This window comes from uncultured Gulosibacter sp. (assembly GCF_963509965.1).
Taxonomy (GTDB): Bacteria; Actinomycetota; Actinomycetes; order Actinomycetales; family Microbacteriaceae; genus Gulosibacter.
Map to the genome: position 1 here is coordinate 345,853 of NZ_CAUPDE010000001.1, position 25,234 is coordinate 371,086.

Below are 25,234 nucleotides of genomic sequence, written 5' to 3' on the forward strand. Positions count from 1 at the left end.
CCGAAAAATCCAGTGTCGGCACGGGAAAATATAGGTGGCGGCTGAACACCACAAATGCGACCGCCACCATCCAAAGGAAGAAGGGCAGATCACATGTCACGCACCTACGTCATCACCGGTTCGGCCTCGGGCATTGGCGCCGCAACCGCACAGATCCTCCGCGACCGCGGCGAAAAGGTCATCGGAGTCGACCTCCAGAACGCTGATATCAACGCTGACCTTTCAACCGTCAAGGGTCGTCACGATGCCGCTGCACAAACCACCGAACTCGCCGGCGGCACCATCGACGCTGTGATCGCCTGTGCCGGCATCGCAGCCCCAATCCCCAAGACCGTGTCGGTCAACTATTTCGGCGTCGTCGAATTCGTTGAGGCACTGCTGCCCGCGCTCAAGACCTCGGCCGCACCGCGCGTCGCCGTCGTCTCGTCGATGGCCTCGCTGCAGCAGAACGACCCCGACATGGTCGAAGCGATGCTCGCCGGCGACGAAGCGAAGGCCCTCGAAATCGCCGCAAGCCACGTCACCGACGACCCGATGACCGGCTACGTCTCGTACCCGTCGTCGAAGCGCGCACTCGCCCGCTGGGTGCGCCGCGTGTCGATCAGTGACGAATGGGCCGGCGCCGGCATCCCGGTCAACGCGGTCGCACCCGGCACCGTACTCACCCCGATGACCGAGCAACTGCTCTCAACTCCCGAACAGATCGCTTTCGTTGACAGCCAGGTACCCATGCCGCTCAACTACCACCAGCCGCCAGAGTCGGTTGCCAACGCCCTCATCTGGATGACCAGTGTCGAAAACACCCACATGGCTGGCCAGGTCGTCTACGTCGACGGGGGTGCTGAAGTAACGCTGCGTGGCGAAGATGTCTGGGCCTGGAACGACGCCAACCTCTAACCACCAGCTACATGGCAACCGCGCAAACACGCAGCGATTGCGCCGCAAAACCACGGTGGGGTGTGTGTCCGCAACGGGCACGCACCCCACCGGTGTTTTCCTAAGCCGGCAGCCAAACGTGTTCCAGCTAGTCAACAGCCGGCAGCCAAACGCCTACCGGCTACTCAACAACCCGGCAGTTATCACCACAATCGGAGCTACCAAATAAACCACCGGCCCGCAGCCGCATCCGGTTCGCCGCCACCCACGCATAGCCGCGATCAGCCAGCCCACGCGCCGGCGCCCACGAATACAGTCGCGACCCCCACCGCCAGCCGCACACCGCATCCAGCGCACACAGCACCGCGCCAGCACCACCGACGAGCACGCCCGAAGGATGCCGCAGCCACACGCGAGCCTGCGCCTGCGCAGCCGTCAGACCGCACGCATCCAGCACACCCGGTGTCTCGCTCGAAACACAGCGCACCCGGCCGCGTCGATCAATCCGCCGCAACCGGCGCACCATCGCCACACAAAACGGGCACCGGCCATCGTAAATGAGCACCGGCCCGGGCATCAGCGCCGCCTACTCACCCACGTATCCGCGCGCCGACATCGCCCGCTGCGCCTCACGCTTATCTCGTTTTTCGCGCAGCGCCTGTCGCTTGTCGTATTCGCGCTTACCCTTGGCAACACCGATCTCAACTTTCGCGCGACCGGCCTCATTGAAGTAGAGCTGCAGCGGCACAATCGTGTAGCCGCCCTCGCGGGTCTTCGCCGCAATTTTCGCGATCTCGTGCCCGTTCAGCAGCAGCTTCCGCCGCCTGCGGGTGGCATGGTTGTTCCACGAACCCTGAAAATACTCGGGAATGTGCACGTTTTCGAGCCACACCTCACCGCGGTCGACCATCGCGAATCCGTCGACGAGCGACGCACGCCCCTGCCGCAAGGCTTTCACTTCGGTGCCGTGCAGCACCATGCCTGCCTCGTAGGTGTCTTCAATCGTGTAGTCGTGGCGGGCCTTCCGGTTTGTGGCCACTACCAGGCGACCGTCCTTCTTTGCCTTCGCCATTCAACCAACTTTACACGCGCAGATAGCGTCGAATCGAGATGCTCGATGCCAGCGCGGCCAACCCGACGCCCAGCACGACCAGCACGCCGCACACGATCACCGCATCCGGCCAGACGCTCACCAACTGCAAAGCTGGCATCCGCGGCGAAAGGTAGCCCTGCACGAAGAAGTGCGTTCCGGCAAGAATCGCGCCCGAGGCCAGCAGCGAACCAACCAGCCCCGAGAACACACCCTCGAGAATGAACGGTGTTTGGATAAACCCGTTGGATGCACCCACCAGGCGCATGATCCGCAGCTCACGACGGCGAGAAAACGCCGACAGTCGAATCGTCGTCGATACCAACAGCACCGCGGCAACCAGCATCACGATCGCCACCGAGAGCGCGGTAAACGAGGCTGCATTCAACACCGAAAAAATCGAGTCAAGAAATTGACGCTGGTCGGTCACCGACTCAACGCCGGGCATCCCACTAATGGTTTGGATGATCACATCCGAGTCTTCGGGGTTGACCAGGTTCACCCAATAGGCCTCGTTGAGCTGTTCGGGACGCACAAATGAAACCATCGGGTCATCAGCAAACTGTTCAACAAAGCGGTCGTAGGCTTCCTGCTGCGACTCAAAGTAGAACTGGTGCACATAGGGTGCCAGGGCTCCCCCGCTTAGCTCGGCCTTAACCGCGTCTATCTGTTCGCTGGTGGCTTTGCCTGCCGCACAGTCGGGTGATGCTGACACCTCGGTGCAAAAATCGACCGCTACCTGAGCTCGGTCGTACCAGTAGGTTTTCATCGATTGGATCTGCAACTGGATGAGCCCTGCCGCACCCACGAAGGTGAGCGACACGAACGTCACCAGCACCACCGAGATCACCATCGAAGTGTTGCGACGCAGCCCCTGCCACATCTCGTTCATGACAAAGCCGAACATCAGCGCGCCTCCTTTTCGTCGGCGGCTGCCCAATCGTCAGTCTCTTCTTCGTGTTCTGGCAGTCGCGTTGTGGGCGAGTCGATGTCTGCCGCATTGCTGCCCCGCGCCTTCGTGCGGGCAGCAGCTCCGTCTTCACCGGCAACCCGTTTAGCCATGACTTCAGCGATGGTTGGGCGGGCCGGTGCGGGTTCGGCAACCTCGGGCGACTCGGGTTCTTCGTAAAGCACGATCTCGGGGGTGTACACACCGCCCGACTCGTCACGCACCAGGCGTCCTTCCAGCAACTCGAGCACACGTTGTTTGGCCTCATCCACAATCGACACATCGTGCGTGGCCATGATGACGGCGGTGCCGTTGCGGTTGATACGGCGCAGCACGCGCATGATCTCGCGCGAGGTGGCGGGGTCGAGGTTACCGGTGGGCTCGTCAGCCAGCAGAATGGCGGGCTTGTTTACCACGGCGCGCGCAATTGCCACTCGCTGCTGTTCACCACCCGAAAGCTCGTGCGGGAAGCGGTTTTCTTTGCCGTCGAGCCCGACGGTTTCGAGCACCTCGTTGACCGCCTGGCGAATGTGGCCGCGCCGCTTTCCGATCACCTTCTGGGCGTAGGCCACGTTTTCGTACACCGTCTTATTGGCGAGCAGCCGAAAGTCTTGGAAAACCATGCCAACGTTGCGGCGATAGTACGGAACCTTGCGCGATGAAATCTTGCGCAGATCCTGACCGAGCACGTGCACGGCTCCCTCGGTGGGGAGATCTTCGAGCAGGATGTGCCGTAGCACGGTCGATTTACCCGAGCCTGATGGGCCGACGAGAAACACAAACTCGCCGCGGAGAATCTCGAATGTAACATCATCGAGTGCCGGAGCGCTCGAGCCCCGGTAAACCTTGGATACCTGGTCGAATCTGATCATGGTCTTCCCCAAGTTACGCCCGACAGGTCGTACAAGACGCGCGACTCGCGCAAGATTACGGGATGCATCAAAAAAGCCGGCAACGGCCCGCCAAAGTTGCGGAGCCGCTGCCGGATACGAGAGCTGCTTAGTGCTCGCGGTCGGAGCTGCGCAGGCGCAGGTTCACGATCGCAGCCACCAGACCACCCCACACGGTGAGCATGGCGACCAACATCATGATGATGGCTTCTGCAGTCATGATTCAGTACCTCCTAGTTCGCTTCGGTGTCGGTGGAAATGGGGCGGCCTGCTGCGTGGCGACCCGGAATATGCCCCGGTGGCACTTTGGTGTCGTCGAAGCCGTCGCCGTCGAGGTCATCGGCATCGAACTTGCCAGCAAACGCGTCGTCGAAGTCGCAGGTCAGTTCATCCTCACTCACCTTGACGGTAACGTTTCGGTTCCAGGGCAGCATCGCAAGCACGATGGCAATCACAACCAGCGCGCCAGCCATACCCCATCCGAGCAGGCCGACCAGCTCAGGCGGGTAGCCGCCATAGACTTCACCCATCTTGACGATGAAGTCATCAACGAGCACATAGGTGAGGATGAGCGGCACGATCGCGGCTACCGCTACGATCCACCAGCCGCCAACGCGCACCGACGACACCCTGGTGAGGTGAGCGCTCAGTGTGCTCGACTTGCGGGCAATCCAGACGACACCGATCACTGAAACGAGGGCGGCGGCAAGGATGCCGTACTTGTTGACGAACTCATCCATGATGTCGAGGGCAAACAGGCCGGTGGTGGTGGGGAAAAGCAGCACCGATATCGTCGCCAGCGGTAACACCACGATGATGGTTGATACCGGTCGTGACAGGTTGAGCTTGTCACGCACGGCGGCCACGACTACCTCGACAATCGAGATGAGCGAGGTAAGCCCGGCAAACACGAGTGAGCCGAAGAACAGCACACCGATCAGCTGCCCCGCTGGGGCTTCGGAGATGATTGTCGGGAACGCGACGAAGGCGAGCCCGATACCGGCCTGTGCCACCTCATCCACCGCAATGTTCTGCGCGTGCGCCATGAATCCGAGCGCCGAGAACACACCGATACCGGCGAGCAGTTCAAAGCCCGAGTTCGAGAAGGCGACGACCATACCCGAGCCGCTGAGGTCGCTGCGGTGCTTGAGGTAGGAGGCGTAGGTGATCATGATGCCGAAGCCCACCGAAAGCGAGAAGAAGATCTGGCCCACGGCTGCGGCCCACACCTGCGGGCGACCAAGCGCACTCCAGTCGGGGGTGAACAGTGTGTTGAGGCCGTCGGTGGCGCCCGGCAGCAGCAGTGCCTGTACCACCAGCGCGAGGAACATCAGCAGCAGCAGCGGCATGAAGATCAGGTTGGCGCCGGCAATACCGCGTTTGACACCCAGGATGATGATGACCAACACCGCCGCCCACACCAGCAGGTGCGGAACGAGCACGCTGGGTACGAAGTCGAGCCCGATTCCCGGTGCGTCGGCGAGCTGCAGGAAGGTGTCCTCGAAGAAGCCGCCGGCACCGTCGGGGTTTTGTTCCCATGCCTTGGTTGCCGAAAAAATCATGTACATGGCGGCCCAGGCGACAATCACCGCGTAGTAGATGGCGATGATGACGCACACCAGCACCTGCCACCAGCCGATGGTTTCAAGCCACCGCTGGATGCGCGCGAACGACAGCGGCGCCGAGCCGCGGTAGCGGTGGCCGATGGCGTAGTCGAACAGCAGCAGTGGAATACCGGTGACCAGTAGCGCCACCAGATAGGGAATGATGAACGCGCCGCCGCCGTTGTCATAGGCCGTGTACGGGAATCGCCAAATGTTTCCCAGACCTACCGCCGAGCCGATGGCCGCGAGGATGAAGAAATTTCGCGATGCGAAGAACTCGGTACGCCCGCCGGAACCAGTGCGTGGTCGAGGCGTCTGCTGCTGTGCAGTCATGATGACTCCTGTGTCTTCTAGCCAAACCACGAGGTCGCGAGGAGGTTCGCGACTGCGGAACCGCTGCTACAAACGGCGGGCCCTGGTTCGTGGTAGGGCACAGCCTAGCACTTCCTGAGCGTTCGCTGAGTGTTTCTTGGGCTGTGTGACAGTGACTGCGGAGTGGGTTTGGCGAAGCTATTCGGCGGCAGACTCTTGCTGGCTGGTTTTGCGCCAGCGGATGCCGGCATTGATGAAGTCGTCAATATCACCATCGAACACTCGATCGGGGTTAGAGGTTTCGAATCCTGAGCGCAGGTCTTTCACCATCTTGTAGGGCGCAAGCACATAGTTGCGCATCTGATCACCCCAAGACGCGGTGATAGTGCCCGCGAGCTCTTTCTTTTTGGCTTCTTCTTCTTCGCGCCGCTGCAGCAGTAGTCGTGATTGCAGCACCCGCATCGCCGCGGCGCGGTTCTGAATCTGTGATTTTTCGTTCTGACAGCTCACCACGATGCCGGTGGGCAGGTGCGTGATGCGCACTGCCGAGTCGGTGGTGTTCACCGACTGACCGCCGGGGCCCGATGAACGGTACACATCCACGCGGATATCGTTGTCGGGAATTTCGATGTGCTCGGTCTGCTCAATTAGCGGCACCACCTCGACCGCCGCGAAGCTCGTCTCGCGGCTTCCGGCTGAGTTGAACGGGCTCATACGCACAAGCCGATGCGTGCCCGCCTCAATCGACAGCGTGCCGAAAGCATACGGGTGGTCAACTTCGATGGTCGCTGATTTCAGCCCGGCCTGTTCGGCGTAGCTCGTGTCGAGCACGTTGACGCGGTAGTCGTGCTGTTCGGCCCAGCGGGTGTACATGCGCAGCAGCATCTCGGCAAAGTCGGCCGCATCCACACCGCCGGCCCCGGCACGGATCGTCATCACGGCTGGCCGGTCATCGAACTCGCCGTCAAGTAGCGTCTGCACTTCGAGATCGCCGATGAGTTTGGTGATTGCTTTGAGTTCACGTTCGGCTTCGGCCGCGGTATCGGCGTCATTGGCTTCGTTGGCCAGTTCGACCAGCACTTCGAGATCGTCTAGCCGCTGCTCGGTTTGTGCCAGCCGTTTGAGATCGGCCTGGGCGTGCGAGAGTTTGCTTGTGACCAGCTGCGCGTTTTCGGGGTCATCCCACAGATCAGGAGCAGCCGCCTGCTGCTCGAGCTGCGCGATCTGGCGTTCGAGTTCGGCAGGGTCGAGCACATCGCGAATCTGCCCGAATGTGGTGCGCAGCTCGCCGATCTCGGCAGAATAATCCAGGTTGATCATGATCGCTCAAGCCTACCGGTTTCGGTTCTGAGAGCCGCAGCAGCCACCGTGGGTGATGGGTTTCGCGGGCACGCTAGCTGCCGTCTGCCCGTTCGAGCACGGCCCGCGAAGTTACCGTTACCTGCAATTGCTGTTTCGGCGTCACAAGCTGCCCGGTGAAGGGGTTCGTCCACTCGATGCTGAGCGTCACCGTTACCCGGTCGCCGTCCACGTGTAAATCGATCAGCTGGTATGCATCCCCAAAGTGAGCTAGTTGCGCCTGGGCGGCCTGTCTCGCCCGGGCCGGCGACAGGGTGAGCTGTGGTGTCGAGTCTGCAGCAAGCTGCGGTGCGACTTCGGCGGTGCCGCTCGCCGCGAGCGCAGCCGCGTCCGCCACCGAATAGAGCCGTTTGTTGGCGAGGTAGAGGTTGGCTGCGCTTGCCACGATGAGGGTGGCAACCAGTGCAATGAGCACATACACCGCGATGAGTGGGCTGATCGAGCCGCGTTCGGCGGTGGCTGGTTGCGTAACGGGACGCATTAGGGACCTCCCGGTGCGAGGGTTGGCGGTGTTGGTTCGGGCACCGGTTGTGGCCCAACGTTTGCTCGCGGATAGGTGGCGCGTGCTTCCACGGGAATGCCGAGACTTCCCGTGCCGGCTGGTAGCCCCGGTAGTGTCGCTCGGATGCGTACCGTCACCGTGATCGATTGGCCTGCGGGCGCCGGGTCGGCAAGACAGTTGGGATCGGGGTGGCAATGGGTTTCGATGGTGGCATCGGCGGGGTCGATTCCCTGGTCGATGAAGGCGTGGTGCAGATGCTCCCGCGCCAGTGATTCGCTAGCGGCAGCGTCGTCGCCGAGCACACGGGCCGCGTTGCGTGCGGCGAGTTCAGCCGCGAGCGTTGTCTGTTCGAGCCCGACTAGGGTGAGTGTACCGTAGCTGATCGGCACGAGGAGCAGCACTCCCAGCCCGAGAAATTCGAGGGTTGCCGAACCGCGCTCATCACGCATCCGAGCTACGAAGCTATTCCACCGGCGCATGGGCGCTCACCTCGATACCTTCGGGGATGCCAACGAGCCCGAGTAGCGGCATCGGACTTCGTACGGTGACGGTGATGATGCGGTCGGTGCGCGTGACTTCGATATCGTCGGAATACTGGTCGTTGAGAGCAGCACTAATGAGTTCCCGGGTGCGGATGTGGCCATCGGCGTTGCTGGCTCCCGAAAGCCCCGCCGCGCGGGCCCCCTCGGCGGCAGCATCAATGAGGGTGGTGCGCACGTGCAATGCGAACGATACCTGCAGCACTGCGAGCAATAGCAGTGTGAGCAGGGCCGCAACCAGGGTCCATTCGACCACCGCTGAGCCTCGGTCTGCGTGCAGTCGACGTGTAAGCAGAGTCGACTGCGATGGCAGCTGTTGCGTGTTTTGCTGTCGGATGCCTCGCGTGTAGCGAGTGCCGCGAGCGCTAGAAGTTGCCGGTAACGCGCGCCAGGGCATCTTCAAACACCTGGGTGAGAAGCGGCCCAGCCAGGGTCCACAACACGATTACGAGCCCGGCCGACATGAGTGCAACCAGCACCCATCCGGGCACGTCACCTCGCTCGACAATTAGGCAGTGCTGGATGCGTTGGCGCAGACGTGCGTGCCAGCGGAGATTGTTGAGGCTGTTGTCGGGCAGTGGCTTGGGTGTCGCTGAAATGCGGTGGTTCATTGCGTGTCCTTTCGAGTTGCGCAAAGCGCTAGAACGTGGTGGTGAGAACGAAGTAGGAGGGATAGATCGCGAAGAGCACGGTCACGGGCAGCACAAGTAGCACGAGGGGCACCATCATGGTGATTTCTTTTCGCCCGGCTTGTTCGAGCAGGTCGCGTTTGGCGAGCTCTCGGGCGTCTTGGGCTTGAGCGCGCAACACCTCAACCAGCGGCGCGCCACGTTCAAGCGCGGTGACGATGTGGTCACAGCTGCGTTCCCACGGCCGGTAACCGAGTTCGCGTGCCACTGTGGTGAGTGCCGAGGTGGTGCTTTCGCCCGATTGCACTCGCACCACCACACGTGAGATCTCGGCGGCGAGCTCGCCCCGCCCCGTGCGGCTTACTCGCTGCATTGCTGCGAATATGCCCTCACCGGCCGACAGTGACAGCGACAAGAACTCGAGCACGGTCGGGTATTCGTCGGCAATGCGCCGCAGTCGTCGTGTGACGCTCATGCGCAGCAGCAGATCGCGGCAGGCGGCTCCCGCAACCGCGAGCATCGGCGGCAGCATGATTGCAGCCGGCAGGTTGCGGCTGCTCTGCTGCAGCAGTGCGGCCGCTAGCAGCCCACCCAACGCAAAACCGAGCACTGCAGCCGCGGCCTGTTCGGTGCGATATCGTTCGACGTTCACGCTGCCACCTGCACGGCGCAGCCGCTGCTTGAGCCTGTGGTCGTTGCCAGTGATCGCGGCGATGGCCCGTTTCGCTGCTCGCAGCACGGGGCTAAACAGCCACCAGATCGCCGGGAGTGTCTCGAGGCGTTTGCGGGCCACATCGTGGCGAGCGGTTTCGGAAATATCTACAAGCTGTGGCGCGATCCGTTCGGCAAGCCGGGGCCGGGTCATAGCCGGCAGCATCGACATGAGCGTCCACAACCCAATACCGAGCATGGCACCCAGTAGTAGGGCCAGGCCGAGCTGTTCTGTTAGGCGAACCATCGGCCCTCCTCTCGGAAGCGACCAATACGTGTCATCAGTCGGTACGTCACCACCGTGATGGTTAAACCACTGAGGATGACGATGGCACCGGCTGGTGTGTTGTAGGCCGCCGCTGCTTCGGGGCGGCTCGCCAGCATGATCAACACCAGCCACGGAGCGACCACTGCCAGCCGGGCGGCGTTCATCACCCACCCCTGGCGGGCTTCGGCTTCGTGACGCACCGCCTGTTCTTCACGCAAGAACGTTCCCAGCGACCGCAGCACCGTCACCAGTTCTGTACCACCCACTCGCCGGGCCATACGCAGTGTTTCAAAGATTCGATCGGCGGTGGGGTCTGCGAGCCGGTCTTTAATCTCGTTCACAGCGTGGTCGAACGACCCGGTGGCCCGGTACGAGCGCGAAAAGTGGGCGAAGTCGTCCCGTAGCAGCTCCGGCCCCACCTTGGCCAACTGCGCGATCGACTCGCCCAGCCCCAGTCCTGACCGCACCGCCGCAATCAGGTGATCGATTGCATCCGGCCACACACCACGGTGGGCACGTCGACGCTGCCGCGCCCGCCACTGAATGATCGCAATCGGCGTCCATCCGCCAACCACCGCCGCTAGCAGCGCCAGCACCGCAATACCGGTGGTGGCAAGCGCGGTCGCACCGCAGACAATCCCGATGAGCACGATCGCCACTATGAACGCCACCGGCGGCACCCGCTCGATCCCGGCCCGCACAAGCACATCTTCGAAGCGCCGCGCCAGCGAGCGCGAATTCGCGGCCTCACGGGTGACGGGATAGCGCAACGCCACCAGGATGAGTGCCATCCCCGCACCCATCAAAAGTGTTGGCAGCAGCACTCCGTTCATGCCAAACCTCCACCGTAGCCGTAGTTTGTTGGCGCAAAAACGCCACCATCACCATTCCACCGAGCTGGCTGCGTGGCAGCCGCGCGCGAGACCGGTGCCCGGGTCGGATCATCAGAATCAACCGGTGCCACTCGCCTCGGCCGCGGGGCAGGAGCACCGGTGGCCGCTAGTTCACCACTGCTTCGATCAAACAACGCCACCGCCTCAACTACACCCGCATGCACTGCGCCGGTGGGCGCAATAATCTCAGCCACGCGGCGTTTGCCGTGTGCTGTCATCTCTAGATGCACCACCAGATCGATCGTGCTGGCGATAGTTGGCACCACAAAGGATGCGTCAATGTTTCGCCCCGCCAAAAGCGGTAGCGTCGACAGCTTCACCAGCGCATCCCGGGCCGAATTTGCGTGAATCGTGCACATTCCGGGCACACCCGAGTTCAACGCGATGATGAGTTCAAGGGCCTCCGCTTCACGCACCTCGCCAACCACCAAGCGATCAGGACGCATCCGCAGCGCCTCTTTCACCAGTCGCCGCAGCGTGATCTCGCCCGTCCCCTCAAGTGACGGCTGGCGACACTGCAGCGCAACCACGTCGCGAGCCACCACATCCAGTTCGAAGGTCTCTTCCACCGTGACGATTCGTTCGCGCGCCCCAATCGTCGCCAGCAGCGCCGTCACCATCGTTGTTTTCCCGGTGTGTGTGGCACCCGATACCAGCACATTTGCACCGGCAACCACCGCTGACCGCAGCATCGCGGCTGCTTCAGCGGTGAGCGAGCCTGCATCGACCAGCGCGTTCAGATCACGCATTCGCCGGCCGAACTTACGGATATTGATGGATGGGTACCGTCGCGCGATCTCGGGTATCACCACGTGCAATCGCGAGCCGTCCGGCAGGGAAGCATCCACAAACGGACTCGAAACATCCACCCGTCGGCCAGTCGATTGCAGCATCCGGTCGATGAGGTCACGCAACTCATCGACCGGAATCACCGTAGAGGTCAACTCGGCAACACCGTTTCGGGCAACAAACACCCGCGTTGGCGCATTCACCCAAATCTCTTCAATTTCAGGGTCGTCAAGATACGGCTGCAACGCGCCGTATCCAGCAACCTGTGCCAGCACAGCCGCGATCACCGCCTGCTCGTCGGAAATCACCGGACCATCATCGACCAGAGTGCGTTCCACATAGCCGCGCACCTGCTCGGCCACAAGATCGCGAGCGATCGCCTCGGAACCAAGTTCGATTCCTTCCCGACGCACGCGCTCACGGACAAGCTGCGTAATTTCTGCAACGGCTGTGTTCACGGTCGCTATCTTGAACCAATTTCGAAGCCGCTGCAGAAGTTATCCACAGGTATAGAAGGGAAGCCAAACCTAGCTACCAGCCGGCTCAAATCGGTGCTGGAATTGACACATGATCACTAATCAGGCCCATCCCGCTGAGCCACAGCATCCGGTCGATGACTTCCACGCCGGCGACCACTCCCAACGCCTCAATTGGCTGCGAGCCGGTGTGCTCGGCGCTAACGACGGCGTTGTCTCAACCGCCGCACTGGTGGTGGGTGTGGCTGCCGCAACACCCGAGTTCACTCCCCTGCTGATCGCCGGTGTCTCGTCGCTGCTGGCTGGCGCCATGTCGATGGCCGTCGGTGAATACGTCTCGGTATCAACCCAACGCGACACCGAGAAAGCACTGATCGCGAAAGAAAAGTGGGAGCTCGAACACATGCCCGAACAAGAGCTCGAAGAACTCACCCAGCTGTACGAAGCCAAAGGTCTGCAACGGGAAACCGCGGCCCAGGTAGCCCGTGAACTGCACGAGCACGACGCACTCGCGGCTCACCTTGAAACCGAACTGCATATGGGAGGTGAGGATGAACTCACCAACCCCTGGGCCGCTGCCGGGGCGTCTGCGCTCGCCTTCACGCTCGGTGCAATCCTGCCGCTGTTGGCGGTGCTGCTTGTGCCGGGTGTTGCGAAGATCCCAGTAACTTTCGCGGTGGTGCTCATCGCGCTCGGCGTCACCGGTTGGTTGTCGGCAAAGCTCGGTAGTGCCCCCATCCGCCCGGCTGTGCTGCGCGTCATCGGTGGTGGAGCACTGGCCCTACTCATCACCTACGCGATCGGTTCGCTGCTTGGCACCTCAATTGCTTAGCGGCCGGGCGCGGCGCACTGATCGAAACTCCGGCTGCGAACCGCTAAACTGAACTGTCCCTTGATGGGATTCGCGGGCGTGGTGGAATTGGTAGACACGCAGGATTTAGGTTCCTGTGCCTTGCGCGTGGGGGTTCAAGTCCCCCCGCCCGCACACTCTGTTTCAGCACCGGCACACACGCGGCGCAGCTCTACCGCCAGCTCCGCAAATGCCCGGTGACGGTGACTGATCGAGTTCTTCTCCGCCGCCGAGAGCTCGGCTGCGGCATGAGTCTCGCCCTCCGGCAAGAAGATCGGGTCATACCCGAAGCCGCCAGTGCCACGCCGTTCACGCAGCACCGATCCCGGCCACTCCCCGCGCACCGCAAGTTCTTCCGCACCCGGTATCACCAGGGCGGCGGCACAAACGAACCTGGCAGCGCGCGCTTCATCGGGAATATCTGCCAGCTGCCAAAGCAGCAGGTCGACGTTATCGGCATCATCACGACCGGGGCCCGACCAGCGCGCCGAGAGAATGCCCGGCGCGCCACCCAAAACATCGACACACAGACCAGAATCATCCGCGATCGCGGGCAGACCGGTGCGCTCGGCCGCGTCTCGCGCTTTTATGAGTGCGTTGGCCTCGAATGTCAGCCCGTTTTCAACCGGGCTCGCCCCGGTATCACCGATCAGTTCTAGCCCCAACTCGTCGAGCACCGGCCCCAGGATGCACTGAAGTTCTGCAAGCTTGTGGGCGTTGCGCGAGGCCAACACGATCTGCTTGCGGTCGGTCATCTTGCGAGCACTTCCTGCTGCACACGCACGAGCTCTCTGTTGCCTAGCAGCGCAAGGTCAAGCAGCGTGTCCAGTTCGTTGCGGTCGAATGGTGTGCCCTCAGCGGTGCCCTGCACCTCAACAAATTTTCCGTCACCGGTCATCACCACGTTCATGTCGGTTTCGGCGCGCACATCCTCTTCATAGGGCAAATCGAGCATCGGTACGCCGTCGACGATACCCACCGAGATCGCGGCGATCGTATTGGTGAGCACTTCGGCTTTACGGCCGATAAGCCGCCGGCGGCGAGCCCACTCGATCGAGTCGGCCAATGCCACAAAAGCACCGGTGATTGCGGCGGTGCGGGTGCCACCGTCAGCCTGCAGCACGTCACAGTCAAGCACAATGGTGTTCTCGCCCAGCGCCTCGGTGTCGATCGCGGCGCGTAGCGAGCGACCGATTAACCGTGAAATCTCGTGTGTGCGGCCGCCGATCTTGCCCTTCACCGACTCACGCTGGCTGCGTTCGTTGGTGGCGCGCGGCAGCATGGCATATTCAGCGGTCACCCAGCCGCTCCCCTGCCCGGTGAGCCACTTGGGTACGCCCGCGGTGAACGATGCGGTGCACAGCACACGGGTGCGACCAAACGAAATCAGCGCCGAGCCCTCAGCCTGTTCGCTCCATCCTCGCTCGATCGTGACCGGACGCAGTTCGTTCGCAGCACGCCCATCGGCACGCTTGTTCATCATTCCGAAGTTTCCTCTCCATCAGTTTCGGTGACCGCGGCGGCCGAACTGAGCGCTTTCTTGTCCCGCTGCGGCAGTGTGATCGCGCCGGTACGAAGCAATCCCACGTGTTCGACACTGGCACCTAGAAAACGGTTTGCCAGTGTCCGGAAGGCGGCGGTGTTTGCCCCGGTGGCGCGGTAGTTATATTTCGGCACCGTACTCGTGTCGTTTAACAGTTGGTGTTCGAGCAGCGTTCGGTAAACATCCTTGGCAGTTTCAACATCACTCGACACCAGCTGCACCTGCGGCCCAAGCACATAACCCAGCACACCTTTGAGGTAGGGATAGTGCGTGCAGCCAAGCACGACCGTGTCGACTTCGGCTTCTTGAAGCGGCGCAAGATATTCGCTTGCCACGGCCACTAGTTCTTTTGAGGTGGTGTCGCCACGCTCAACAAAATCAACGAATGCGGGGCAGGCCCGTGCGCTCAGCCGCAGATCAACCGCGGCTGCGAAAGCATCCTGGTAGGCGCCGGATGCGATGGTTGCTTCGGTGCCAATCACGCCAACGCGACCGGAGCGGGTGGCACGCACAGCTGCACGCACAGCCGGCGCGATAACCTCAATCACGGGCACGTCATAGCGTTCGCGTGCGTCTCGCAGCACTGCTGCCGAGGCGGTATTGCAGGCGATCACGAGCATTTTGGCACCCTCGCTGGCGAGCTCATCGAGAATCTCGAGCGACCAGCGCCGCACATCCGCAATTGCTTTTGAGCCGTAGGGAGTGTGCAGTGTGTCACCCACATAGGTGATCGACTCGTGTGGCAGCTGTGCGCGTATCTCTCGAGCCACCGTCAGGCCGCCGACTCCCGAGTCGAAGATTCCAATGGGTGCGCTACTCACAGCCGACTATCTTACGACGCATGCCCGGGTATCAGATGCGCGACCAGTGGCAGCGCTAGGGTGCTGATATGCCGCAAGCTAATACAAACGCGTCCCTATCAAGCCCGGTTCCAGCATCCACCGCGTTGCTGACCGATCATTACGAACTCACCATGGTCGATGCAGCGTTGCAGGATGGCACCGCTAATCGCGAGTGTGTGTTCGAACTGTTTGCCCGCAAACTCCCCAACGACCGCCGATACGGCATTGTCGCCGGAGTGGGACGGGCACTTGAGCAGCTCGCGCACTTCCGTTTTGACGATGCCGAACTTGAGTTTTTGCGTCAACAACAAGTGGTGTCTGACAGCACCCTCAACTGGCTCGCGAACTACCGTTTCTCGGGCTCGATTCGCGGCTACCGCGAGGGCGAGGTGTATTTCCCGCAGTCGCCCCTGCTTGAGGTTCGTTCGACTTTTGCCGAGGGCGTCGTACTCGAGACGCTGCTGCTGAGCGTGTACAACTACGACTCAGCAGTGGCTTCGGCTGCCGCCCGCATGGTGGGCGCCGCTGACGGCCGCCCGCTAGCCGAAATGGGTTCACGTCGCACCGGTGAACGCTCGGCGGTTGCTGCCGCCCGTGCCGCCTATATTGCGGGATTCTCTGCCACCTCAAACCTCGAAGCCGGACGCAGCTACGGTGTGCCCACGATGGGTACCGCGGCCCACTCGTGGACGCTACTGCACGATAGCGAACGCGATGCATTCACCTCGCAGGTCGCCGCACTTGGCACCGACACGACGCTGCTGATCGACACTTACAACGTGACTGATGCGGTGCGCACCGCTATCGAGGTGGCCGGCCCGACACTTGGCGGTGTTCGTCTCGATTCGGGTGATCTGCCGGTGCTGGTGCGCGAGGTGCGTGAACAGCTGGATGATCTGGGCGCAGTAGACACGAAGATCACGGTCACAAACGACCTGGATGAGTTTGCTATCGCCGCGCTGGCGGCCTCACCGGTCGACTCGTTTGGTGTGGGTACGAGTGTGGTCACAGGTTCGGGTTCAGTTGCGTCAGGAATGGTGTACAAGCTGGTGGCCCGCCGCGATGATGCTGGCGAGTGGGTACCGGTTGCTAAGGCCTCGCCGGGTAAGCAATCAATTGGCGGGATGAAGTATGCGGTTCGGCGCCGCGACGAGCGCGGCATTGCCACCGGTGAACTGATTTCTGTTGGTGGGCTCCCGGTTGGCGATGCGGATGACCGGCCGCTGTTTGTTGATCTGGTCACCGATGGCGAGATTGCCACCGAGTACACCGGCGCGCCCGGCGTGCAGGCCGCCCGGAAGCACTGTGCTGCAGCGCTTCAAGAGCTGCCACGTACAGCTAGGCGTTTGGGTAAGGGCGACCCAGCAATCAACACCTATTTTGTGCATCCCGATGGCACGATGGAGCGCGACTAGACATACCGGCGCCGATCAGTAGCGGCGGCGTGACTACATTTTTGCCGCGCCGCCGCTACCTTACTCCGTCGCGCCTACTCGTCGCGCATCATCTCGTAGATGCGCTTGCAGTCGGGGCAAATCGGGAAGCGGTCGGGGTTCGCGTTTGGCTTCCATTTCTTGCCACACAGTGCACGTACGGGTTTACCCGTCACCGCTGATTCAACGATCTTTTCTTTACGAACGTAGTGCGCGAACTTATCGTGATCGCCGTCGTCATACTGTTGGCCTTCAAGCAGCTCCTCCAGCTCGCGATCGAGCACGGCAGTGCCACCGGCAGGTGAATCGGTTTCAAGAGGGGCGTTTGTCATGCTGCCATTGTAGGCGCGGCAACCGCTGCGTGGCGGTGAGTTCCCCGTCGCGCACTAGCTTTGTTGCGCAAAGTGCAGCAACTGTACTGTCCGCCGCTCGTAGAGTTTGCCGCCGATGACGATACCTGCCCACAGGCATCCGACACCGATAGCAAGCGCCAACGCGCTTGCTATGACCGCGTGAACCCATGATGATTCGTTAATCGCGACCACCGCCAAGAGCATCACCGGCAGGCATAGGGCGGCTTCGGTGATACCTGCAACCGGATGCGCGAATACGGCCGCTCCCCACGAACGCACCGGTTGGCTCAGCGGCGGGTCATCCGGTCGAGCCACCGCGTAGGGAGCCACCACCGACATGATTGATGAGCCGCCCAGTGACACCAGCAGTAGTGCCAGTGAGACCGCTCCCGTGGCAACCGCCTGCGGCCACCCGTTCACGAACAGCCCCAGAAAACCGACACCGCCGAGCACCGCCACTGTACCGACAATCAGGGTCGGTAGCACCCGGCCAAAGCGATCAGCACTCCCCCGCATCCCCGAAGTGAAGTGAATCCACGAAGCCGACGAATCGAATGCCAGGTCGTTGTGGACGGCCCAGCCCAGCAAAAACGCCGACAGCGGCAGTGGCAGTAATGCCAGCCAGCCGCGATCGGCACCACCAATCAGCAGCGGAATCACGATCAGCACCGGCAGGATGATGACAGTCACCATCACCGTGATGTAGCGGTGATCGCGCAGCCACGCCATCCCGATTCGCCAGGCAATTGCGCGTGACGAACTTCCCGCAGCCGCGCCCATGAGGCCGAGCCTGCTGGCGCCGCCATCGGTGCGGGCATGCATCATCCGACGCCCGGTGCGAACACCGATGGCGGCGAGCACCGCAGCCAGAACGAGCAGCAAAACAACAGCAACCCCGAGCGCGCGGGCGGTGATGGCGGGCTCGTCAACCGTGCTCGCGAGCATCGCACTCGAAACCGGCAACCACAGGGCGACTCGAGCATAGGCCGCGTCGAATTGCGCAATGCCTGTTTGCCAGGGCAGCAAGAGCAGTGTGTAGCCCGCGATCGCCACGGCTCCGGTAACGACGTAACCCCCGACGGCTCGCGCTTCACGGGCCGCACCGTATTCCACAAGCCCCCGGGCGCTCACCACACCGGCACGGTCGATGAGCACCAAAGACACGCCCACCAACAGCCCGGCAAACAGCGTGACGATGCTGAACCCGCTCACAGCGGTCAGCAGCCCCCCGAGCAACCACAGCACGCCCCGTGGCGAACACAGCGAGGCAATTAGTGCGCTCACCGCGGCGGCGACTGGTGGTTGCCCGGCCTGCACCAGCGCTCGTTCATCGAGCGGATCTTCGGCGTGCGAGAACATGCCAAACAGAAATGCGAGTGTGCCGGCAAGAAGGCTCAGGTTTGCGAGCCAGAAACGGTCAGTTTCAGCGGCGCCATGAAGTCGCCAGCTCATGATCACGAACGCGCACACCGCCACGAATACCAGCAGCTGCACCACCAGTTGTCGACCGCGCGCGGGCGCACCCGGTCGCAGCGATTGTCGCAGCGACGTCCATGTCAGTTGAATTAACGCACCCATTAGCCGAACGAGATTTCTAGCCAGTCGAGCCCGGTGGTTTGCTCTGGGCCGCGCACCAGGTTACGGAAACGTTCTTCAAGCGTGATGCCGTCACGCACTTCCTCAACGGTGCCCTCAGCGAGCACTTCACCGTCAACGATTACCACGACGTGGTCACAGGTGCGCTGCACGAGATCCATCGAATGGCTCGACAACAGCACAGTGCCGCCGCGGTCGGCGTAGTCGATCAGCACATCAATGAGCACGCTGGCAGAAACCGGGTCGATAGTTTCAAACGGTTCGTCGAGCACGAGCAGCTGCGGCGAATGGATGAGAGTGGCTGCCAGTGCGAGCTTCTTGCGCATCCCCGCCGAATAGTCGGTCACCAGTCGGTTGGCGCTTGAACGCAGCTCAAACTGGTCGATGAGGGCGTCGGTGCGCTCGAGCGTTTGATCGCGGTTGAGCCCGCGAATCGACCCCACATAGGTGAGGTATTGCGCCCCGGTGAGATGTTCAAACATGCGTAGCCGGTCGGGCAATACGCCTATGCGCTGGGCTGCTTCGCGGCGTGACTTCCACACGTCGGTTCCGGCAATCGTCACCGAGCCTTTCGACGGTGGCAACAGTCCCGAGATGATGTTGAGCAGCGTCGTTTTTCCAGCACCATTGGGCCCAACGAGGCCCGAGAACGATCCTTGACGGATTCCGTAGCTCACCCCGTTCAGGGCGCGTTTCGAACCAAACGACTTGCTCACCTCAGTGATTTGCAAAACGGTGTCGCCATAGTCGCGGTCGGCAGCTGCGGTTTGCATCGCCACCGGGGTCATCGTGGCGAGCCCCTCGGCGGTTTGCTGGCCCAATCGCAGATCGCGCATCTGGGTAGCGGGTGTCTGAGTGCTGGGCTCAGCATCAGCGCGTGCGTTAACGTCAGCGGGCACCTCAGCGTCGGCCGCCGGGGCGTCAACGGCTACATAGATGTTGGCGCTGGCGGGCTGCTCAGTGGCTTCGGCATCGTCTGGTTCGAGCTCAATTTCGGGTTCAGATTCTGACTCCGAGCTTTCAGCTTCTGCGCCGTCGGCTCCGGCATCGTCAGCGTCGAATTCCTCAGCTTCGAGAACGTTAATATCCGGGCCATCAGCGTCTGAGTTGTTCGTTTCGGCTCCGTCCGCACCCGAACCATCTGCGCCCGATGCATCTGCATCCGAGCGATCTGTTTCAGCCGGATCTATCCAGGTCACGACGGTCCACTCGGCGTATTCCTCAACCACTTCGAGCTGGCCAGGTTCCGGTGCCAGTTCCTGGTCGGAGGCCACTTCCGACCCCTCATCGACGGTTATTGCCGCCACCAAATTGAACGGAGTGGAGTTGCCTGACTTTGTGGCGTGTTCTGCCTCACCGCGCGCTTCATCGTCGACTGCGTGTTCGTTCTCAGTGGTCACCGGTACAGGCTAGCAAGAGACGGCAATCCAGTGGATGCAGCAGGCAAACTGCACACGCGGGTATGATGTGCTCGCGTGATTGCGTTAGCTGTGCGGATGTGCGCACCAAGTCACTGTGCACCATCCAGCGCGGTGACCGTATATTTGCGCAGTTTCAGGGCCGGGTTTGTTTTACGCACCTCGGCAATTTCGTCGGGCTCAATCCACGCCACCGCGACACCCTGCTCGACACCGATCTTGGCCATCACCACGCCCCTCGCATCGATAATGCACGAGTGACCGACGGCAACCGGTGGCGCATGATCGGCTGCTGCCACCGCAACCGTGTTTTCAATGGCGCGCGCCCGCAGCAGCGTCTGCCAGTGGTGTTCTTTCAGCGGGCCGCGCACCCACTCAGCCGGGATTACGAGCACCTGTGCGCCCGCATCCACCAGCCGGCGACTCACCTCCGGGAACCGCAGGTCGTAGCAGGTCTGCAAACCGAAACGCATCCCGTTAACCTCGAATGTTGCCGGCGCGTCATTCGGGTTACCCGCCTGCAGCCAGTTGCTCTCGATGGTGCCGAAGGCATCGTAGAGGTGAAGCTTGCGGCTCTTGGCGAGCACTCGACCCTCACCCACTGCGATCAGGGTGTTAAACGGTTTCTCATCTGCCGTCGTGCGTTCGAGCATGCCCGCCACGATCACAAGACCGAGGTCGTTCGCGATCTCGATCAGCCCGGTCACGAACGCGCCGTCAACGGGCTCGGCAACCTCCGTCATCCAGTCGCCAAGCTCGGCGGCGAACCCCTGCGAATACTCGGGGAACACCACCACGCGGGCACCGCGCTGCGCCGCCAGCGCTGCATACGAACTCATCGCTTCGAGGTTCGTTTCACGTTCGAGCGACGGGTTGAATTGAGCGACTGCCACTGGGATTGGTGCAAGCATGTCGACATGCTACGGCCAGCCCGCTGCAACACTCCACAAAGTTACGACCGATTCAGTGGCATCGACCCCACGAACGCGGTAGTTTCGAAGTAATCAGTGAGCAGCAAGCACACTACAAACCAAGGAGCACCGAGATGCCTAAGTACGCGGTGATGATGCGATACGAGGTCGTATCGGCACTGATCGTTGACGCCGACTCTGAAGATGAAGCCGAGCAGATCGCGACCGATTTTGAAGCTGCTGTTCATGACGCCGCCAATGATGATGGCGCGGTGACCCTCGAAGCTCGCATCTGGGGCAACGGTGACGTCGATATCGAGGCCGCGACCGACGAAGATGACGCACAGGAACGCATCGACACCTGGATCGACACCATCGACTGGGATGAGGATGACGACTACGAAGACTATGACGACGATGACGACTACGAAGACTTCGACGAGGAAGACGACGAAGACTAGCCGGATGCGCGCCCGCCGCTAACGCGCCTGACAACGAATCTGCCGGTGGCCGCCACACTCGATTGAGTGGGTGGTCACCGGCGTTTTGAATGCGGTGCAGCGCGGTTACCGAGGGTGAGCGTCGACGAGCACCCCTTGGAAAATGATTTTCGCGCCTGAGGCTTTTCACTCTGTTGAAGAGGTTTGGAGTTTATGAGTAGATTTGTTCACTAATTTCGACAGGCAGGTGCAAGGACGCATGGACCGACTCGATTATCAGATCGTTGAATTGCTCGACCGCAAACCGGGCACGAGCGTGGTGCAGATTGCCCGCGAACTCGGAGTGGCACGTCCCACCGTGCAGTCGCGGCTCACTCGCATGCGCAAGTCGGGCCTATTGGTCGACATTCTGCCGCGACTCGACACCACTGCGCTCGGTTTTCCGGTGACGGCGCTCACCACGCTGCAAATTGATCAGCGCGTGGGTGTTGATCATTTGCACCGTGAATTGTTGCAGGTGCCTGAGGTGATTGATGCGGTGACGGTGGCCGGCGATTGGGATGTGGTGGTGCGCGTGGTTGCGCGTTCGAATGCCGACCTGCAGCGGGTTATCGATCGCATCGCAGGTATCGAAGCGGTAACCCGCACCTCCACCTCGGTGCAGATGCAACGCATCGCCCACGATCGCATCCTGCCGCTTTTTGAAGCAGCCACCGCCGACTCTGCCGATACAACACCGCGCCTTGCAGCGGCCGGCAACTCGGCGCGTATCAGCGACCGGTGAGCTGTGGCAGAGTTGGGAGCATGGTTGCTGTTCCCGAACCGCGCTGGCTTAACCGCGAAGAACGCGGAGTTTGGATGCGCTTGCAGGCCGTTTTGCAGCTATTGCCTGCAGCACTTGACTCACAGCTGCGCCATGATGCCCAATTCACCCATGTCGAGTACTACGCGCTCGCCATGCTGTCGGATGCACCCAACCAGCAGCTACAGATGAAAGAACTGGCCGGGCACACTAACTCATCACTCCCCCGGCTTTCGCGCGTTATCACCGGCCTCGAAAGCGAGGGCTATGTCACTCGCATCCCTAATTGCCGGGATGCACGAGCAACCGATGTGCAGCTCACGGCAAAGGGGCGGGAGGCGCTCATACTGGCCGCACCCGGCCACGTAAATAAGGTGCGCGAAACCATCTTCGACCCGATTTCTTCGGAGGACGTGGCCACGCTGGTGCGAATCTGCGACGCCTGGCTGGATGTGCTTGACCCCAACCAAACCATGAGCCGCGACCCCGACCATCTGCCCGGGCACCCACCACACCACGACCAGTAGCTGCCGTAACCGGCCGCTTGCAGCTAGGCGAGTGACAGAAATAGTTTTTCGAGTTCTTCGGGTGTGAGTTCTGCTTCACCGTCACCGACCACGCACTCACGCATCGAATTGGCGATGATCACATAGCCGGCCCGGTCAATTGCTTTCGACACGGCGGCAAGCTGAATGACCACATCTCGGCAGCTCTCGCCGCGTTCAACTGCCACGGTGACAGCCGCCAATTGGCCCTGTGCCCGGCGCAGTCGATTCACCACTTTGCGTCGCGCAGCTTCCTGTGCCTGCGAATCACTCATTTCGCCTTCCTCTTGTTGCGGCCTCCGAGTACAAGGGCGGCTTAACGCCGCTATTCAACTATGCACGGACGTTTTAACGTCCGATGATACGCGCCAAGAATCCTCTGCGCCCCTGGCGGGCGGCCGCGCGCTCAGTGTCGCTGTGTTTACCCGAGCACCAGTTGCCAGCAGGCACTGATGCGCACACCATTTCAACGTGCTGGCCGCAACCAGCCCAGGTTGTTTTGCCGCACACCTTACAGGTCACCGGTCGACACATCATCATTCCTTTCTGTGGCAGTCACGATCGCACCGCAATAATACCCCCTGGGGTATTAGAGTGCACCGCATTCACCTCATCCACTCGGCCTGGCAACCCAAACCAGCTTGCCCTTTAGGCATGCCCTACCACCGCGATCACTAAATGAATATCAATCAGTTTCGCTTCGCCACTACTGCCGCATAAGAACGTGCAAAAATGAAAGAATCCCGATTCCACCTTTCACGTACAGCGAGGTACCCAAACGATGAGCAGCTACGAGACCATGCAACCAATGACGGGAGCAATCCCCACAGTTGAAGCGGTCACCGCAGCAAAGCACCAAACAACCACGCGAATGTCTGCCGGACACGTGATTGTGAAGTCGCTCGAGGCGCACGGAGTGCGCCGGGTGCACATCGTTCCGGGTGAAAGCTACCTCGACGTGCTCGACGGCTTGCACGACTCATCAATCGAAACGATCGTTTGCCGCCACGAGGGCGGCGCCGCCTACATGGCTGAAGCCGACGGTAAACTGCAACCGCTACCCGGCGTTGCCATGGTCACCCGCGGCCCCGGTGCCGCTAACGCCCATGTCGGTCTCCACACCGCCTGGCAAGACTCCACCGCAATGGTGCTCTTCGTGGGTTTGATCCCCTTCGAACACCGCGAAAAAGAAGCCTTCCAAGAGTTCGATCCCAAGCAGTGGTTCTCGTCAGGAGCTAAGCGTGTGATGGTGCTCGACCACCCCGCCCGCGCGAGCGAGGTCGTTGCTGAAGCCATGTTCGCCGCCTCGGCCGGCCGCCCCGGCCCGGTAGTTGTGGGGCTACCTGAAGACATCATCCGCGAAGAGATCGAGGGCACAATCCACCCCTATATCCCAGTGGCGTCAGGTGGCATGACAGTCGAAGACTGGAAATCGCTGCGCCGGGCGCTGCTCGAATCCGAACGGCCGCTGTTTGTGTTCGGTGGTAACGACTGGACTCATGCGGGCGCCCGCGAGTTCACCAGGTGGCTCGAAGAGCATGAACTCCCCGCCGCGGCCGAGTGGCGTTGCGAGGGCACTGTGCCGTTCGACTCCCCCAGCTACGTCGGCCCCCTTGGTTATGGTCGTCCAAACTTCTCGAACCGGCTGCTCACCGACACCGACCTCATCGTTTTTGTGGGCACCGTGCCGGGCGATGTGATCACCTCGGGTTTCACCGGCCGACAGAACTGGGATCAGCGCAACTTCATCGTCACTATCGACCCTGATTTGCGCGGCCGCTCGGGCCCGCTCTCGCACCAGATCGTCGCCAAACCGGATGTGTTCGTGCGCGATCTGGTGCGTATGGACCTCGAGGTTAAAGACTCGTGGCGTGCCTGGACCCGAGAACTGCGCGCCTACCAAGAGAACTTCAGCAAACTCCCAAGCGCGCAACCGGGCGAAGGCCCGGCACGGATGGATACGCTCATGGCAAATCTCGTGCCGCAACTGCCGTACGATGCCATGGTCACATTCGGCGCGGGCGAACACACCAACTGGGCCCACCGCTACTTCCCTACTCGCGGCTACGCCTCTATGATCTCGGCACGCAACGGCTCGATGGGCTACTCAATCCCGGCAGCCGTAGCGGCATCACTGCAGTACCCCGGCCGAATGGTGGTTTCGATCGCCGGCGACGGTGAATTCTTGATGAACGGACAGGAACTCGCCACCGCCACCCAGTATGGCGCCACACCGCTAGTGATCGTGATGGACAACCAGGAATACGGCACCATCCGCACGCACCAGGAACACAACTACCCTGGCCGTGTCTCGGGCACCCAGCTGCGCAATCCCGACTTCGCCAAGCTCGCTGAGGGCTTCGGTGGTGTCGGCTTCCGTGTTGAGGCCGATGCCGAAGTACCCGATGCCGTTACCGAAGCGCTCAGGGTGGTGCAACGCGGCAAGCAGTTCGCGCTCATCCACCTGATCACCGAACAGCGAAAGAAGGCCTTTTAATTCACTTTTGCGAAAGCTAGAGTTCATCTTTTTCACCTTCCGGCTACCTAGTTCTGCAAAACTCCAGCCAGCTATCGGTTCGCAATCTTCATGATTTCGGCAGGCTCTGGCCTGAAT

Annotated in this window: 29 protein-coding genes and 1 tRNA gene; 8 read left to right on the plus strand and 22 right to left on the minus strand. The window is 61.5% G+C overall.

What is annotated here, in order from left to right; genetic code table 11:
- Nucleotides 1–93: 93 nt before the first annotated feature.
- Nucleotides 94–897 (plus strand): SDR family oxidoreductase, encoded by an 804-nt coding sequence (locus RQ865_RS01575; RefSeq protein WP_311476881.1) that lies wholly within the window; start codon nt 94–96, stop codon nt 895–897.
- Between the two features lie 160 nt (nt 898–1,057).
- Here the strand turns inward: RQ865_RS01575 and RQ865_RS01580 are convergent, their stop codons facing one another.
- From RQ865_RS01580 to RQ865_RS01645, 14 genes are all read right to left on the minus strand, one after another.
- The gene (locus tag RQ865_RS01580) at nt 1,058–1,453 is read right to left on the minus strand and encodes a DCC1-like thiol-disulfide oxidoreductase family protein (RefSeq protein ID WP_311476882.1); all 396 of its coding nucleotides are present in this window, start codon (nt 1,451–1,453) and stop codon (nt 1,058–1,060) included.
- Between the two features lie 9 nt (nt 1,454–1,462).
- On the minus strand, nt 1,463–1,948 hold the full coding sequence (gene smpB / locus RQ865_RS01585) for an SsrA-binding protein SmpB (RefSeq protein WP_311476884.1): 486 nt from the start codon (nt 1,946–1,948) through the stop codon (nt 1,463–1,465).
- Nucleotides 1,949–1,958: 10 nt separating this feature from the next.
- On the minus strand, nt 1,959–2,876 hold the full coding sequence (gene ftsX / locus RQ865_RS01590) for a permease-like cell division protein FtsX (RefSeq protein WP_311477053.1): 918 nt from the start codon (nt 2,874–2,876) through the stop codon (nt 1,959–1,961).
- Nucleotides 2,873–3,787, minus strand: a complete 915-nt coding sequence (ftsE, locus tag RQ865_RS01595) for a cell division ATP-binding protein FtsE (RefSeq protein WP_311476887.1) — start codon at nt 3,785–3,787, stop codon at nt 2,873–2,875. The genes ftsX and ftsE overlap by 4 nt, the downstream gene beginning before the upstream one ends.
- A gap of 127 nt (nt 3,788–3,914) precedes the next feature.
- Nucleotides 3,915–4,025 (minus strand): methionine/alanine import family NSS transporter small subunit, encoded by a 111-nt coding sequence (locus tag RQ865_RS01600; protein ID WP_311476889.1) that lies wholly within the window; start codon nt 4,023–4,025, stop codon nt 3,915–3,917.
- Between the two features lie 13 nt (nt 4,026–4,038).
- Nucleotides 4,039–5,742 carry a sodium-dependent transporter gene (locus RQ865_RS01605; RefSeq protein ID WP_311476891.1) on the minus strand — a complete coding sequence of 568 codons (1,704 nt, stop codon included), beginning with the start codon at nt 5,740–5,742 and terminating at the stop codon, nt 4,039–4,041.
- 177 nt (nt 5,743–5,919) lie between these two features.
- Complete coding sequence (prfB, locus tag RQ865_RS01610) at nt 5,920–7,041, minus strand: peptide chain release factor 2 (protein WP_311476893.1); 1,122 nt, start codon at nt 7,039–7,041, stop codon at nt 5,920–5,922.
- A gap of 73 nt (nt 7,042–7,114) precedes the next feature.
- A complete protein-coding gene (locus RQ865_RS01615) occupies nt 7,115–7,561 on the minus strand; it encodes a pilus assembly protein TadG-related protein (protein WP_311476895.1) in 447 nt (148 codons plus the stop codon).
- The gene (locus tag RQ865_RS01620; RefSeq protein WP_311476896.1) at nt 7,561–8,061 is read right to left on the minus strand and encodes a hypothetical protein; all 501 of its coding nucleotides are present in this window, start codon (nt 8,059–8,061) and stop codon (nt 7,561–7,563) included. Before RQ865_RS01620 ends, RQ865_RS01615 begins: the two co-directional genes overlap by 1 nt.
- Nucleotides 8,045–8,377, minus strand: coding sequence for a TadE/TadG family type IV pilus assembly protein (locus RQ865_RS01625; protein ID WP_311476898.1), 333 nt, complete (start codon nt 8,375–8,377; stop codon nt 8,045–8,047). The genes RQ865_RS01620 and RQ865_RS01625 overlap by 17 nt, the downstream gene beginning before the upstream one ends.
- A 109-nt stretch (nt 8,378–8,486) precedes the next feature.
- On the minus strand, nt 8,487–8,732 hold the full coding sequence (locus tag RQ865_RS01630; protein ID WP_311477060.1) for a hypothetical protein: 246 nt from the start codon (nt 8,730–8,732) through the stop codon (nt 8,487–8,489).
- A gap of 28 nt (nt 8,733–8,760) precedes the next feature.
- On the minus strand, nt 8,761–9,708 hold the full coding sequence (locus tag RQ865_RS01635; protein ID WP_311476900.1) for a type II secretion system F family protein: 948 nt from the start codon (nt 9,706–9,708) through the stop codon (nt 8,761–8,763).
- Nucleotides 9,696–10,562 (minus strand): type II secretion system F family protein, encoded by an 867-nt coding sequence (locus RQ865_RS01640; protein WP_311476901.1) that lies wholly within the window; start codon nt 10,560–10,562, stop codon nt 9,696–9,698. Before RQ865_RS01640 ends, RQ865_RS01635 begins: the two co-directional genes overlap by 13 nt.
- On the minus strand, nt 10,559–11,869 hold the full coding sequence (locus RQ865_RS01645) for an ATPase, T2SS/T4P/T4SS family (protein WP_311476902.1): 1,311 nt from the start codon (nt 11,867–11,869) through the stop codon (nt 10,559–10,561). Before RQ865_RS01645 ends, RQ865_RS01640 begins: the two co-directional genes overlap by 4 nt.
- Before the next feature lie 109 nt (nt 11,870–11,978).
- On the opposite strand from RQ865_RS01645, the gene RQ865_RS01650 reads away from it, so the two are divergent.
- Nucleotides 11,979–12,719: a VIT family protein gene (locus tag RQ865_RS01650; protein WP_311476904.1), complete on the plus strand. Its 741-nt coding sequence runs from the start codon at nt 11,979–11,981 to the stop codon at nt 12,717–12,719.
- A 72-nt stretch (nt 12,720–12,791) separates the two neighbouring features.
- A tRNA-Leu gene (locus tag RQ865_RS01655) sits at nt 12,792–12,872 on the plus strand.
- On the opposite strand, the gene rdgB is transcribed toward RQ865_RS01655, so the two are convergent.
- Genes rdgB through murI form a run of 3 tightly spaced genes read right to left on the minus strand, consistent with a single transcriptional unit; the run spans nt 12,854 to nt 15,101 of the window.
- Nucleotides 12,854–13,492: an RdgB/HAM1 family non-canonical purine NTP pyrophosphatase gene (gene rdgB / locus RQ865_RS01660; protein WP_311476906.1), complete on the minus strand. Its 639-nt coding sequence runs from the start codon at nt 13,490–13,492 to the stop codon at nt 12,854–12,856. The genes RQ865_RS01655 and rdgB overlap by 19 nt on opposite strands.
- A complete protein-coding gene (rph, locus tag RQ865_RS01665; RefSeq protein WP_399521793.1) occupies nt 13,489–14,217 on the minus strand; it encodes a ribonuclease PH in 729 nt (242 codons plus the stop codon). Before rph ends, rdgB begins: the two co-directional genes overlap by 4 nt.
- Nucleotides 14,217–15,101: a glutamate racemase gene (gene murI / locus RQ865_RS01670; protein ID WP_311476910.1), complete on the minus strand. Its 885-nt coding sequence runs from the start codon at nt 15,099–15,101 to the stop codon at nt 14,217–14,219. Before murI ends, rph begins: the two co-directional genes overlap by 1 nt.
- Nucleotides 15,102–15,169: 68 nt before the next feature.
- Here murI and RQ865_RS01675 point away from each other — a divergent pair, with 68 nt between their 5' ends.
- Nucleotides 15,170–16,537: a nicotinate phosphoribosyltransferase gene (locus tag RQ865_RS01675; protein ID WP_311476912.1), complete on the plus strand. Its 1,368-nt coding sequence runs from the start codon at nt 15,170–15,172 to the stop codon at nt 16,535–16,537.
- 74 nt (nt 16,538–16,611) lie between these two features.
- Here RQ865_RS01675 and RQ865_RS01680 read toward each other — a convergent pair whose 3' ends face one another.
- The 4 genes from RQ865_RS01680 to RQ865_RS01695 all read right to left on the minus strand — a co-directional run bounded on the left by RQ865_RS01680 (nt 16,612) and on the right by RQ865_RS01695 (nt 20,833).
- Complete coding sequence (locus tag RQ865_RS01680) at nt 16,612–16,887, minus strand: DUF3039 domain-containing protein (RefSeq protein ID WP_311476914.1); 276 nt, start codon at nt 16,885–16,887, stop codon at nt 16,612–16,614.
- Between the two features lie 54 nt (nt 16,888–16,941).
- Nucleotides 16,942–18,486, minus strand: coding sequence for a hypothetical protein (locus tag RQ865_RS01685; protein WP_311476916.1), 1,545 nt, complete (start codon nt 18,484–18,486; stop codon nt 16,942–16,944).
- Complete coding sequence (locus RQ865_RS01690; protein WP_311476918.1) at nt 18,486–19,904, minus strand: ABC transporter ATP-binding protein; 1,419 nt, start codon at nt 19,902–19,904, stop codon at nt 18,486–18,488. The genes RQ865_RS01685 and RQ865_RS01690 overlap by 1 nt, the downstream gene beginning before the upstream one ends.
- Nucleotides 19,905–20,014: 110 nt before the next feature.
- Nucleotides 20,015–20,833, minus strand: coding sequence for a carbon-nitrogen hydrolase family protein (locus RQ865_RS01695; protein WP_311476919.1), 819 nt, complete (start codon nt 20,831–20,833; stop codon nt 20,015–20,017).
- Nucleotides 20,834–20,967: 134 nt separating this feature from the next.
- Between RQ865_RS01695 and RQ865_RS01700 the strand changes: the two genes are divergently transcribed.
- From RQ865_RS01700 to RQ865_RS01710, 3 genes are all read left to right on the plus strand, one after another.
- A complete protein-coding gene (locus RQ865_RS01700) occupies nt 20,968–21,294 on the plus strand; it encodes a hypothetical protein (RefSeq protein WP_311476921.1) in 327 nt (108 codons plus the stop codon).
- A 238-nt stretch (nt 21,295–21,532) separates the two neighbouring features.
- A complete protein-coding gene (locus RQ865_RS01705; RefSeq protein ID WP_311476923.1) occupies nt 21,533–22,057 on the plus strand; it encodes an Lrp/AsnC family transcriptional regulator in 525 nt (174 codons plus the stop codon).
- Nucleotides 22,058–22,077: 20 nt separating this feature from the next.
- Nucleotides 22,078–22,602 carry a MarR family transcriptional regulator gene (locus tag RQ865_RS01710; RefSeq protein ID WP_311476924.1) on the plus strand — a complete coding sequence of 175 codons (525 nt, stop codon included), beginning with the start codon at nt 22,078–22,080 and terminating at the stop codon, nt 22,600–22,602.
- 23 nt (nt 22,603–22,625) lie between these two features.
- Here the strand turns inward: RQ865_RS01710 and RQ865_RS01715 are convergent, their stop codons facing one another.
- A complete protein-coding gene (locus RQ865_RS01715) occupies nt 22,626–22,895 on the minus strand; it encodes a metal-sensitive transcriptional regulator (protein WP_311476926.1) in 270 nt (89 codons plus the stop codon).
- Nucleotides 22,896–23,428: 533 nt separating this feature from the next.
- Here RQ865_RS01715 and RQ865_RS01720 point away from each other — a divergent pair.
- Entirely contained in the window at nt 23,429–25,117 is a 1,689-nt protein-coding gene (locus tag RQ865_RS01720; protein WP_311477055.1) for a thiamine pyrophosphate-dependent enzyme, read from the plus strand.
- The last annotated feature ends 117 nt before the right edge of the window (nt 25,118–25,234 follow it).